9 protein-coding genes are annotated in these 12,482 nt (G+C 70.6%); 2 read left to right on the top strand and 7 right to left on the bottom strand.

The features are described from left to right. Window position 1 precedes the first annotated feature (1 nt). A complete protein-coding gene (gyrA, locus tag AB0B63_RS15390; RefSeq protein ID WP_357018767.1) occupies window positions 2-3,784 on the bottom strand; it encodes an intein-containing DNA gyrase subunit A in 3,783 nt (1,260 codons plus the stop codon). A 121-nt stretch (window positions 3,785-3,905) separates the two neighbouring features. Continuing rightward, the gene (gene gyrB / locus AB0B63_RS15395; RefSeq protein ID WP_208565184.1) at window positions 3,906-5,852 is read right to left on the bottom strand and encodes a DNA topoisomerase (ATP-hydrolyzing) subunit B; all 1,947 of its coding nucleotides are present in this window, start codon (window positions 5,850-5,852) and stop codon (window positions 3,906-3,908) included. Window positions 5,853-6,381: 529 nt separating this feature from the next. On the opposite strand from gyrB, the gene AB0B63_RS15400 reads away from it, so the two are divergent. Then, window positions 6,382-6,966 (top strand): hypothetical protein, encoded by a 585-nt coding sequence (locus AB0B63_RS15400; RefSeq protein ID WP_208565183.1) that lies wholly within the window; start codon window positions 6,382-6,384, stop codon window positions 6,964-6,966. A gap of 52 nt (window positions 6,967-7,018) precedes the next feature. On the opposite strand, the gene AB0B63_RS15405 is transcribed toward AB0B63_RS15400, so the two are convergent. Then, on the bottom strand, window positions 7,019-7,513 hold the full coding sequence (locus AB0B63_RS15405; protein ID WP_357018771.1) for a MarR family transcriptional regulator: 495 nt from the start codon (window positions 7,511-7,513) through the stop codon (window positions 7,019-7,021). Window positions 7,514-7,601: 88 nt separating this feature from the next. Here AB0B63_RS15405 and AB0B63_RS15410 point away from each other — a divergent pair, with 88 nt between their 5' ends. Further along, complete coding sequence (locus AB0B63_RS15410; RefSeq protein ID WP_208565181.1) at window positions 7,602-7,829, top strand: hypothetical protein; 228 nt, start codon at window positions 7,602-7,604, stop codon at window positions 7,827-7,829. A gap of 3 nt (window positions 7,830-7,832) precedes the next feature. Here the strand turns inward: AB0B63_RS15410 and AB0B63_RS15415 are convergent, their stop codons facing one another. The 4 genes from AB0B63_RS15415 to dnaN all read right to left on the bottom strand — a co-directional run bounded on the left by AB0B63_RS15415 (window position 7,833) and on the right by dnaN (window position 11,840). Then, a complete protein-coding gene (locus AB0B63_RS15415; protein ID WP_208565797.1) occupies window positions 7,833-8,360 on the bottom strand; it encodes a DciA family protein in 528 nt (175 codons plus the stop codon). Between the two features lie 283 nt (window positions 8,361-8,643). Beyond that, the gene (gene recF, locus AB0B63_RS15420; protein WP_357018774.1) at window positions 8,644-9,777 is read right to left on the bottom strand and encodes a DNA replication/repair protein RecF; all 1,134 of its coding nucleotides are present in this window, start codon (window positions 9,775-9,777) and stop codon (window positions 8,644-8,646) included. Between the two features lie 16 nt (window positions 9,778-9,793). Further along, on the bottom strand, window positions 9,794-10,666 hold the full coding sequence (gene gnd / locus AB0B63_RS15425) for a phosphogluconate dehydrogenase (NAD(+)-dependent, decarboxylating) (RefSeq protein WP_208565179.1): 873 nt from the start codon (window positions 10,664-10,666) through the stop codon (window positions 9,794-9,796). 40 nt (window positions 10,667-10,706) lie between these two features. Then, the gene (gene dnaN / locus AB0B63_RS15430) at window positions 10,707-11,840 is read right to left on the bottom strand and encodes a DNA polymerase III subunit beta (protein ID WP_208565178.1); all 1,134 of its coding nucleotides are present in this window, start codon (window positions 11,838-11,840) and stop codon (window positions 10,707-10,709) included. Window positions 11,841-12,482 lie beyond the last annotated feature (642 nt).

Below are 12,482 nucleotides of genomic sequence, written 5' to 3' on the forward strand. Positions count from 1 at the left end.
ACTAGTCCTGTTCGTCAGGCTCGTCGGCATTGCGAGCAATCGCCACGATAGTCACGCCGTCCGGGAGGTCCATCAGCTTGACCCCCATTGTGTTCCGGTCACGGGTACGGCGTACAGGCTTCACCGGAGTCCGGATGACGCCGCCGTTGCTGGTGATCGCGAACAGCTCGTCGTCCGGGTCGATCACGACCGCGCCGACCAGACCACCGCGGCGCTCGGTGATCTTCGCAGTCAACACGCCCTTACCTCCCCGACCCTGGACGGGGTATTCCTCGATGGGGGTACGTTTCGCGTATCCCCCGTTCGTGGCCACCAGGACGTCCAGGCCCTCCCGGACGACCTCCATGGCCAGCAGGACGTCGTCGTCGGTGAAGCGCATGCCGATCACACCCGAGGTGGCCCGGCCCATCGGGCGCAGCGCCTCGTCGGAGGCGTTGAACCGGATCGCCTGGGCCTTCTTGGAGACGAGCAGCAGGTCCTGCTCCGGTGCCGCGAGGACGGCACCGACCAGCTCGTCCTCATCGCGCAGGTTGATCGCGATGACGCCGCCGGACCGGTTGGAGTCGAACTCCTCGAGTCGGGTCTTCTTCACCAGGCCGTTTCTCGTGGCCAGTACCAGGTAGGGGGCCACCTGGTAGTTCGGGATTTCGATGATCTGCGCGATCTGCTCGTCCGGCTGGAAGGCGAGCAGGTTGGCCACGTGTTGGCCCTTGGCCACCCTACTGGCCTCGGGCAACTCGTACGCCTTGGCCCGGTACACGCGGCCCTTGTTGGTGAAGAACAAAATCCAGTCGTGCGTGGAGCATACGAAGAAGTGGCTGACAATGTCGTCCTGCCGCAGGGTCGCGCCGCTCACGCCCTTGCCGCCGCGCCGCTGGGAGCGGTAGAGGTCGACCTTGGTGCGCTTGGCGTACCCGGTGCGGGTGATGGTCACCACCACGTCCTCACGGGCGATCAGGTCCTCCATCGAGACCTCGCCGTCGAACGGGATGATCTTCGTACGCCGCTCGTCGCCCCACTTCGCGACGATCTCGCTCAGCTCCTCGGAGACGATCTTCCGCTGCCGCTCCGGCTTGGCGAGGATGTCCTTGAGGTCGGCGATCTCCAGTTCGAGCTTGGCCAGGTCGTCCAGGATCCGCTGCCGTTCCAGGGCGGCCAGCCGGCGCAGCTGCATGTCCAGGATCGCGGTCGCCTGGATCTCGTCGATCTCCAGCAGCCGGATCAGGCCCTGCCGGGCGTCGTCGACGGTGGGCGAGCGCCGGATCAGGGCGATCACCTCGTCCAGCGCGTCCAGCGCCTTGGACAGACCGCGCAGGATGTGCGCCCGCTCCTCGGCCTTGCGCAGCCGGAACGCGGTCCGCCGCCGGATCACCTCGATCTGGTGCTCGACGTAGTAGCGGAGGAACTGGGCCAGGTTGAGCGTGCGCGGCACCCCGTCGACCAGGGCCAGCATGTTGGCGCCGAAGGTCTCCTGGAGCTGGGTGTGCTTGTAGAGGTTGTTCAGCACCACCTTGGCGACCGCGTCGCGCTTGAGCACCAGCACGATCCGCATGCCGGTACGCCCGGAGGACTCGTCCCGGATGTCGGCGATGCCGGCGAGCTTGCCCTCCTTGATCAGCTCGGCGATCCGCTCGGCCAGGTTGTCCGGGTTGACCTGGTAGGGCAGCTCGCTGACGACGAGCGCCGGCCGGCCCCGCTTGTCCTCCTCGACCTCCACCACCGCACGCATCCGGATGGACCCGCGACCGGTCCGGTACGCGTCCTGGATGGCGGACTGACCGACGATCAACCCGTGGGTGGGGAAGTCCGGACCCTTGACGATCTCCAGCAGCGCTTCGAGCGTGGTCGCCTCGTCGGCCTCCGGGTTCTCCAGGCACCACTGCACCGCCGCGCCGATCTCGCGCAGGTTGTGCGGCGGGATCTTGGTGGCCATCCCGACCGCGATGCCCTCGGAGCCGTTGACCAGCAGGTTGGGGATGCGCGACGGCAGGATGGTGGGCTCCTTGGCCCGGCCGTCGTAGTTGTCCTGGAGGTCGACGGTGTCCTCGTCGATGTCCCGCAGCATCTCCATCGCCAGCGGGTCCAGCTTGCATTCGGTGTTGTGGCTGACGAACCCGTCCGAGACGAAGGAGTGGTCCTCGGTGTCCACCCGGACGCTGTAGACCGGCTGCACGCCCGCATCGGCGACCTCGGCGACCTCGGCGTAGTAGAACCGCCCGTCGACCAACGGCTCGACGACGTCGAGCACCTCGGTGTTGGTGATCCGGGCGGCGATCTCGTCGCGGTCCCGCTCCCAACGCTCGATCCGGTCGACGTTGTGCCGACGCAGCCAGTCCCGCTCGGTCCAGCGGGCCGCGCCGTGCTCCCGGATGAAGTCGCCGACCAGCGGAACATGGTCGCTGGACAGCGCCGTGCTGCTCGCCGGCACCTGAGCCAGCTCGGACTCCAGCTTGGCCTGCTTACGGCCGAGGAAGCCGACATGGGCGGCGAAGATCCGGGCATCGCGACGGTTGGTCACCACGACCTTGATCTCGCCGTCGTCGTACCGGGTCTGCCGGCTGATCACGCCGAACTCCAGCAGCAGCTGCTGGACCTCGCGGGCCAACCGCTCGCTGCGGGTCGAATACGAGACCTGGATGGTGTTGCGGGGCAGCAGCGAGGACGACCCGTCGCCCTCGAACAGCGCCTGGAGGAACGCCCGCTTGATCGCGGCCGGCCCCTGCCAGACGAACTCGGGCACGAACTTCGCGGCGCTATGCGCACCGACCAGCTCGCCGAGGATGCTGGCGCGCAACGCCGACAGGTCCTGGACGTCCAGCTCGTGCAGGGTGCTGCCCGAGGCGATCACCCGCTCGCTGACGTACCGGGGGCCACCGACGGCCAGGTCGTAGGCGGCGACGACGCGCAGGAAGTAGTCCCGGTCCACGTTGTTGAAGCCCGCGCGGGCCGCCGAGACCCAGCCCTCCGACACGAACGCACCGGCGAGCACGGCCGCCTCGACGTGCTCCAGCATCGGGTAGCCGATCTCGTCCGGCACCGTCCGCTGGAGCACCACCCGGTCGCCCGGGGAGAGCTCGGCGAGCAGCTTCCACAGCAGGGTCGGCACGCCGGCCACGTCCACCAGGCAGAGCACCGGGTGGTTGTGGGTGCCGGTCAGCTCGTACCCTTCGCGGGTGCGCAGCCGCAGCGTCGGGTGCTCGCCGGAGTGGAAGAACTTCGACGCCCGGACCAGGTCGCCGTTGCGGTCGCGGACCTTGAGGTCGACGTCGGTCTCGCTGCTCGGCGCAGCACCCGGCACGATGTCGCCGATCCGAATGCTGCCGTCCACCGTACGAATCCGGACGTCAGCGGTCAGGCAGTAGCGCATCGCGGCAGCCGGGTCGTTACCGGGCGAGCCGAAGTTGCCGTTGCCGTCGACCAGGGGGTAGCGCAGCGCCCAGGGCTGGGCCATCCGGACCAGCGCGTCATAGATGGCCGAGTCGCCGTGCGGGTGGAACTGCCCCATCACGTCGCCGACGACCCGGGAGCACTTCACGTAGCCCCGGTCCGGCCGGTAACCCGAGTCGTACATGGCGTAGAGGATCTTGCGGTGGACCGGCTTGAGCCCGTCCCGGACGTCCGGCAGTGCCCGCCCGACGATCACGCTCATCGCGTAGTCGAGGTACGAGCGCTGCATCTCGACCTCGAGCCCGACCGGCTCGATCCGGTCGTGCTGGACGACCGCCGCGAGTGGTGTCTCGGGGGTCTCCGGCTCGTTCGGGGTGGACTCGGGAGTATCGGTCACTGTTAACCCTTATCAGACTCAGAGTCGTGTTCGTGCTGTGGATAACGCTGTGGAAACCGGCCAGGCTGTGGATAACCCGGTGGACGGCGGCCGACCGGTGCGGCACCGGTCGGCCGGCCCGTCAGATGTCGAGGAACCGCACGTCCTTGGCGTTGCGCTGGATGAACGAGCGGCGGGCCTCGACGTCCTCACCCATCAGCACGCTGAACAGCTCGTCGGCGGTGGCGGCGTCATCGAGGGTTACCTGACGCAGGGTCCGGGTGGCCGGGTTCATCGTGGTCTCCCACAGCTCGGGATAGTTCATCTCGCCGAGACCCTTGAACCGCTGGATGTCGTCCGGCTTGGCGTTGGGCTTCTTCTGCTGGCGCAGCGCGATCAGCCCGTCGCGTTCCCGGTCGGAGTACGCGTACTGGGCGTCGTCGCCCTTCTTGTTCCACTTGATCTTGTAGAGCGGCGGGGCGGCCAGGTAGACGTGACCCAGCTCGACCAGCGGACGCATGAAGCGGAACAGCAGGGTGAGCAGGAGGGTCTGGATGTGCTGGCCGTCGACGTCGGCGTCGGCCATCAGCACCACCTTGTGGTACCGCAGCTTCTCCATGTCGAAGTCGTCGTGGATGCCGGTGCCCAGCGCGGTGATCAGCGCCTGGACCTCATTGTTCTTGAGCACCCGGTCGATCCGGGCCTTCTCCACGTTGAGGATCTTGCCGCGGATCGGCAGGATCGCCTGGGTACGCGGGTCGCGCCCCTGCTTGGCCGAGCCGCCGGCCGAGTCGCCCTCGACGATGAACACCTCGGACTCGCGCGGGTCGGTGGACTGGCAGTCGGCCAGCTTGCCGGGCATCGAGCCCGACTCCAGCAGCGACTTACGCCGGGCCAGCTTGCGCGCCTGCTGGGCGGCGATCCGGGCCCGGGCCGCCTGGGACGCCTTCTGGATGATCGTCTTGGCCTCGGCCGGGTTCCGGTCGAACCAGTCGACCAGCCGGTCGTTGCAGACCCGCTGCACGAAGCTCTTGACCGGGGTGTTGCCCAGCTTGGTCTTGGTCTGGCCCTCGAACTGCGGGTTGGCCAGCTTGACCGAGATGATCGCGGCCAGGCCCTCACGGATGTCCTCGCCGGAGAGCTTCTCGTCGCCCTTGAGCAGCTTCTTGTCCGCGCCGTAGCGGTTGACCACGCTGGTCAGCGCGGCCCGGAAGCCCTCCTCGTGGGTGCCGCCCTCGTGCGTGTTGATCGTGTTGGCAAAGGTGTAGACCGACTCGCCGTACGACTCGTTCCACTGCATGGCGATCTCGACCGACATGCCTTCTTCTTCGGCGGCGAACTCGACCACCGTCTTGTGCATCGGGTTCTTGGAGGCGTTGAGGTGCCGGACGAAGTCCGCGATGCCGCCCTCGTAGTAGAAGGTGACCTCGCGGGGCTTGCCCTCCTCGCCCTCGGCGACCCGCTCGTCGAGCAGGTGGATGGAGAGGGCCCGGTTGAGGAAGGCCATCTCCTGGAGCCGGCGGTAGATGGTCTGGAAGTCGAAGTCGACCGTCTCGAAGACGTCCGGGTCCGGCCAGAAGGAGACCGCCGAGCCGGTGCGGTCGGTGGTCTCGCCCTTCTCCAGCGCGTCGGGCTTGGAGTTGTGGTATTTCTGCCGCCAGACGAAGCCGGACTTGTGGATCTCGACGGCCATCCGGGTGGAGAGGGCGTTCACCACGGAGACGCCGACACCGTGCAGACCGCCGGAGACCGCGTACGCCTTGCCGTCGAACTTGCCGCCCGCGTGCAGCACGGTCAGCGCGACCTCGACACCCGGCTTCTTGAGCTTGGGGTGCAGGTCGACCGGGAAGCCACGGCCGTTGTCGGTGACCCGGACCCCGCCGTCGGCGAGCAGCACCACGTCGATGGTGTCGCAGTGGCCGGCGAGCGCCTCGTCGACCGCGTTGTCCACGACCTCCCACACCAGGTGGTGCAGGCCACGCTCGCCGGTGGACCCGATGTACATGCCGGGCCGCTTGCGGACCGCCTCCAGCCCTTCGAGGACGGTGATCGACTCTGCGCCGTACTCCTGCTTGTCCTGCGCTGCCACCCTCGGCCACTTTCTCGCACCGCCCGCGCCGGGGCGCGGGTGCGCGGGTTCGGCGGACAGGACACGACGTCGGCGCACACGGGCGGCGGCCCCGCAGGGCGGTCGCGGATCGTGCGCGCCGGTCGCCGCGGTTGCCCGCGGATCGCGATCGGCCAGACCCGACCCGGGACGTTGATCAAGGGCCGGTGAGGGCCCCTGTCCGTCGCACCGCGTCAGGTCGTCGTCTCACCGTCAATCTTACTGTGCGCACACGACAGAACCGCCACTCGGCACCCCTGGAAGGCGGCTGAGACCCTCGTAGCCGGCCGAATCTCGCTGTCCGCGACTCCCCCTACACGCCCCGGCCCCACCTCCGTGGCCGCCGCCACGGAATCGGCCGCCCTGCCGGGCGGGCGGGGGGTCGCGTCCGACGGTGGCCGTACCGTAGCTTTGCGGCGCGCGGCGAAGTTGCCCGTCTTGATCTTTTCCACCCGCAACCGGGACGATGGACCCGATCGACCCGACCCGTGCTCTCGAAAGGTGACACCAGATGGGGCTGGACAATGTCGCGGTGCACTGGCCGCGGACCGGCCGCTTCTACGACCCGGTCGCGCCGGCCGAGTTCGTCGACTTCGGCGAGATCGTGGACATCCCCCGGATCTCCGCGCCGACCGCCGCGCTCGCCGAGCACATCGCCAAGACCGGCACGGTCCGGGCCACCGCCTACACCGAGCTGGTCGACCTGATCCTCGGCCTGGAGAATGTGCTCTACGCCACCGACGCCGCCGCCGAGGACGAGGACCCGGTGATCGACCCGGACGGTTGCTCCTGGATCGCCGGCGGGGTGGAGAAGTTCGTCGTCCAGCACCGGCCGCACGGCGAGACGGTGACCTTCGAGTCGGTCAGCGACGTGCTCCGCGCGCTGCTCGGTGACGGGCGTCTCGCCGAGCAGCAGCTGCGCTGGCTGGGCAGCCGGCTCGACCGGCTGCGCGACGAGAACGGTGACCCGCCGCAGTGGGACTTCACCTGTGCCGAGCTGGGCGTCCTGGCCGCCTTCTACCGGCGCTGCGCCGACCGGGGCTTCGCGGTCTACGCCGACGCCGAGCCCGGTCGCCGGCCCGGCCCGCAGCCCTGACCGCACCCGCACGGTGGCGGCTGACGCCGGCTGGCCGGGCGGTGCGCGGCCGCTAGCTGTCCGGCGTCGCCGGCCCGGCAGGTGGCGGCCCGACCGTCACCGCGCCGTTGGCGGCGGCGATCACCCGGGTCAGCGCCCCGTGCAGGTCGCGTAGTTCGGCCAGCGGCAGCCCGAGCCGGGCGACGACGGCCGGGGGGATCTGCTCGGCACGGGCCCGCAGCGCCCGCCCGCTCCCGGTGAGCGAGACCGCGAGGCTGCGTTCGTCGGCGGGGTCCCGCTCACGGCGGAGGTAGCCGGCCGCCTCCAGGCGTTTGAGCAGTGGCGACAGGGTGCCGGGGTCGAGCTGGAGCAGCCGGCTCAGCTCGCGTACCGACAGCGGCGCGTGCTGCCAGAGCGCCAGCATGACCAGATACTGCGGGTGGGTCAGCCCCATCGGTTCCAGGAGCGGCCGGTAGACCGCGACGACGCCGCGCGCGGCGACGGAGAGCGCGAAGCAGACCTGCTCCTCCAGCGCCAGCGGATCCCCGTCGGGTGGGCCGTCCACCACGTGCACCTCCTCGTCGCCGTTGCGATGCTACCAACGATTGGTGTACCAATGGTTTGTACACCAATCGTCAGCAGGGGGGTCGGTGCCGATGAGCGAGGACAAGCCGGTGACGAAGGCCCCGGGCGAGGGCGGTCGACTCCTCGCCTGGGCCTTCAAGAACCTGGCCGGCCCGCCGGAGGTGGCCGGCGCGGTGCAGGGCGGCTCCCGCCAGGCCCGCGACGCCTGGAAAGCCGACCTGGAACGACGCAAGCAGTGGAGCCGCGAGCAGCGGGAACGCAAACGCGCCGAGCGGGAGGCCCGTCGCGCCGAGCGGTGAGCCTCAGCCGTAGGTGTCGCGCGGCCCCCGACCGCGTACCCGACGCGGCCCCCGTGACCAGGACGGTGCCGCCGGCCCGTGGATGTGCAGCTTGCGCACCACGTTGTGGCCGACCTCCCCGGCGATCCGCTTCAGCAGCGACCCGGCCAGCAAGCGCAGCTGGGTGGCCCACGCGGTCGACCGGGCCTCCACGGTCAACTCGCCGTCCTCCAGCTTGACCGGGCGGCTGTGCTGGGCGATCTCCGCCCCGACGACCTTCTCCCAGGCACCGAAGACGGTCGCCTCGGCGGCCGGTTGCTGCCAGCCGCGCGCCTTCATCAGCCGCTCCAGCACCGCACCCAGCGGTTGCGGGTCACGCGGGTCCGGCCCCGGCCCCGAATAGCCGCGCAGCCGCCGGCCGGCCCCGTCGGCAGCACCGGTGACCCCCGGGCGACGGTTACGGGCCGCCGACTCCCGCCGGGCCTTCGCCGCGTCCAGCACCGCCCGCGCCAGCTCCGGCCCGGTCGCCTGCGCCGCACCCGCCTCCGTCACCCCGGCACCACCGCCCGCCCCGGCGTCGGACGAGCCGGCACCCGACGGTCCAGCGGTGTCCGCACCACCACCGGCCCGTCCACCACCGGCCCCGGCACCGCCCCGGGAGGCGGCATCCGCACCACCACCGGCACCGGCGTCCGCGCCGGTGCCGGCCGAGCGGGCCCGCGCGCCGTCCGCACCCCCACCGGTCCCCCCTGCGGTACGCGCACCGCGTGCCCCGCCCGGGGCGGTGCGCCCCTGGCCGCCGGTCGCCTTCCGGGGCCCGGCGGGTTGCTCCGGCTCAGTCGACACGGCGGACCGTCCCGTCGCCCACCGCGTACCGGGCGCCGCGCAGGGCCACCGGGACGTCGTCGTCCACCGCACAGGTCACCAGCAGCTGACCGGCCCCACCGACCAGTTCGGCCAGCCGTTCCCGGCGACCCGCGTCCAGCTCGGCGAAGACGTCGTCGAGCACCAGCACCGGTTCGATCCCGTCGGCGCGCAGCAGGTCGTACCCGGCCAGCCGCAGGGCCAGCGCGTACGACCAGGACTCGCCGTGGCTGGCGTACCCCTTGGCGGGCAGCGGGCCGAGGGTGAGCACCAGGTCGTCGCGGTGCGGCCCGACCAGGGTGGTGCCCCGTTCGATCTCGGCCGACCGGGACTCGGCCAGCGCGGCGGTCAACGCCTCGGCCAGCACCTGCCGGTCGGTGCCCACCCCGCTCAGCTCCACCGACGGCCGGTACGCGATCCCCGCCGCTCCCGCTCCCGCCGCCACCGCGTCGTACGCCTTCGCCACGTGCGGGGTGAGCGCGGCGACCAGTTCCAGCCGGCCGGCGAGCAACTCGGCCCCGTGCTGCGCCAGGTGGGCGTCCCAGACCGCCAGGGTCGACAGGTCACCGCCGCGCGACCCGCCCGTCTTACGGGCCAGGTACGCCGTGCGGAGCAGGGCGTTGCGCTGCTTGACCACCCGTTCGTAGTCGGCACGCACCCCCGCGTACCGGGGCTGCCGGAGCACCAGCAGATCGTCGAGGTAGCGGCGGCGTTCCGCCGGGTCGCCCCGGACGAGTTCCAGGTCCTCCGGGGCGAACAGCACCAGCCGCAACGCGCCGATCACGTCCCGGGCCCGTCGGGCCGGGGAGCGCCCCAGCCGGGCCCGGTTGGCCTTACCGGGGACGATCTCCAGCTCGATCAGGAGTTCCCGGCCGTCGTGCACCACCGCGCAGCGGATCACCGCCGAGGTGGCGCCCAGCCGGACCAGCGGGGCGTCGGTGGCGACCCGGTGCGAATCCAGGGTCGCCACATAGCCCAGCGCCTCCGCCAGGTTGGTCTTGCCGACGCCGTTCGCCCCGGTCAGGACGTTCGGCCCCGGCTCCAGGTCGACGCCGACCCGCTCGTACGAGCGGAAGTCGACCAGTTCGAGCCGGCGGACGTACACAGCCTGTGGATGCCGCTCAGCGCTTGTGCACGGCGTGCCCGCCGAACTGCTGGCGCAGCGCGGCGACCGCCTTCATCGCGGGCGAGTCGTCCTGCCGGGAGGAGAACCGGGCGAACAGGGCGGCGGTGATGACGTTCAGCGGGACGGCCAGCCGGATCGCCTCGTCGACCGTCCAGCGCCCCTCACCGGTGTCGTCGGTGTAGCCGGTCAGGGTGGCCAGGTCCGGGTCCTCGTCCAACGCCCGGTCCAGCAGGTCGAGCAGCCAGGACTGGACGACGGTGCCCTCCCGCCACGACTTGATGATGCCCGGCACGTTCGTCACCATCTCGGCGGCGGACAGCAGCTCGAAACCCTCGGCGTAGGCGTGCATCAGGCCGTACTCGATGCCGTTGTGCACCATCTTGGCGTAGTGGCCGGCACCGACCGGACCGGCGTGCACGAAGCCGTGGTCGCCGGCCGGCTTCAACGCCTCGAAGATCGGCATCAGGTGGTCGACGTGCTCCTGCGCGCCGCCGACCATCAGGGCGTAGCCGTTCACGTTGCCCCAGACCCCGCCGGAGACACCGACGTCGACGTAGCCGATGCCGCGGGCGGCCAGCCGTTCGGCCCGGGGGGCGTCGTCGCTGAACCGCGAGTTGCCACCGTCGATGATGATGTCGCCGTCGCCCAGCACCTCGGCGAGCGCGTCGATCGTGGCGTCGGTGACCGCGGCGGGGACCATCACCCAGACCGCGCGGGGCGACTCCAGCTTGTCGGCCAGCTCGGCGAGGCTCGCGACGTCACTGCGGTCGGCGTTGCGGTCGTAGCCGACGACCTCCTGGCCGGCTGCGCGCAACCGCTCGCGCATGTTGCCGCCCATCCGGCCGAGTCCTACCAGGCCGAGCTGCATCTGCCCCTACCTCCGTGCGTCTGGGTGGTGCCGGTGCCGATCAGCGGGACACGCGGATCGGCATGATGAGGTACCGGTACCCAGGGATGACCTCGCCATCCTCGCCTGCGGGCGAAATCACCGCCGGCTTGAACGCGTCCACGAACCGCAGCAGGGCGTACTGGGCCCCCAGGTTGGCCAGGCCGTCGATCAGGTACTGCGGGTTGAAGCCGATGGTCAGTGGCTCACCCGTGAAGGTGGCCTCCATCGCCTCACTGGCCCGCGCCTCCTCGGTGCCGCCGGCCTCGACCACCAGGCCGTCGCTGCTGAAGCTGAGCAGCACCGGGGTGGTCCGCTCGGCGACCAGGGCGACCCGCTTGACCACCTCGATCAGGGTGCTGACCGGGACCCGTGCCTCGGCGTTGCTGGTGGCCGGGAAGAGCGAGCGGACCGGCGGGTAGTTGGCCCCGTCGAGCAGCCTGCTGGTGGTCCGGCGGGTGCCGCCGGAGAAGCCGATCATGCCCTCGCCGGCGGCACCCTGGGACAGCGCCATGGTCACCGGGCCGCCGAGCGGGCCGAGCGCCTTCGCGGTGTCGTTCAGGGTGCGGGCGGGCACCAGGGCGTTGATGCTGATCTCCGGGTCGTCCGGGTTCCACTCCATCTCGCGCAGGGCGAGCCGGTAGCGGTCGGTGGCGAGCATCGCCAGGGTGCCACCGGACAGTTCCAGCCGGACGCCGGTCATCATCGGCAGCGTCTCGTCCCGGCCGGCCGCGATGGCCACCTGGGCGACGGCGGCGGCGAACGCGGCGGCCTCGACGGTGCCCGCGCTCTCCGGCATCTCCGGCAGGGCGGGGTAGTCCTCCACCGGCATGGTCGGCAGGGTGAACCGGGCGCTGCCACAGACCAGCTCCAGGTGGGCACCGACGGCGGCGATGTCGACCGGCTTGGCCGGGAGCGCTTTGGTGATCTCGGCGAGCAGCCGGCCGGAGACCAGGGCGGCGCCGTCGGCGTCCCCCTGCACCTCGACGGTCACCTGGCTGGAGACCTCGTAGTCGAAGCCGGAGACCTGGAGGTTGCCGTCGGTGACCCGCAGCATCACCCCGGCGAGCACCGGTACGGACGGCCGGCTGGGCAGGCTCTTCGCGGTCCACGCCACCGCTTCGGCGAGCGCGTCGCGCTCCACTCGGAACTTCATCAATGCCTCCGCGTCGACGTCAGCGACAACTCTCTCATGCCGACCGCTGCCCACCGTCCCGCCCGACCGTGCGGGTACCCATCGCACCTTAGGGCGCGTGGGCATCGGCTGTGCGCCCGACCCCGTGCTTCCGGTGCCGGGGCGACTGCCGACGGCAGTGCTGCGGCCCGATCCACAGGAAGTCCAACGGTGATGATTGGTTTTTGATTCTTTAGAAGAGATAACTCATCGTCTTCATCGCACCTGTGCAAACTGTGGGTAACTCGCGTCGTCGCAGGTCAGACCCGTTATCCACCGGTGGGTTCGCTGTGGAGAACCGGGGGGAAAACCCGGTCGGTCGTCCACAGGCACCGGATGTCCCCACCGTTGTCCACCGTCGTCCACCGGTTGTCCACCGGTTATCCACCGGGTTTACCCCCAGTGCTGTGGACGACGGCGTCGGCCCGGAGCCGGCCCGTCCCCAGAACCTTCAACAGGTTGCCCACAGGTCCACCGTCGGCTGTGGAGGACGACCCGGTTGTCCCCAGCCGTCCACAGCACCGTCCCCAGGGTTTATCCACAGTCTGTGGGTAACCGGCTCGGGACGGAGCGTGGTTATCCACCGGCTGTGGAACAGGGGGTGTGGACAACCGGGCCGTCCTG

The sequence above is a fragment of the Micromonospora sp. NPDC049081 genome, assembly GCF_040648835.1.
Lineage (GTDB): Bacteria > Actinomycetota > Actinomycetes > Mycobacteriales > Micromonosporaceae > Micromonospora > Micromonospora antibiotica.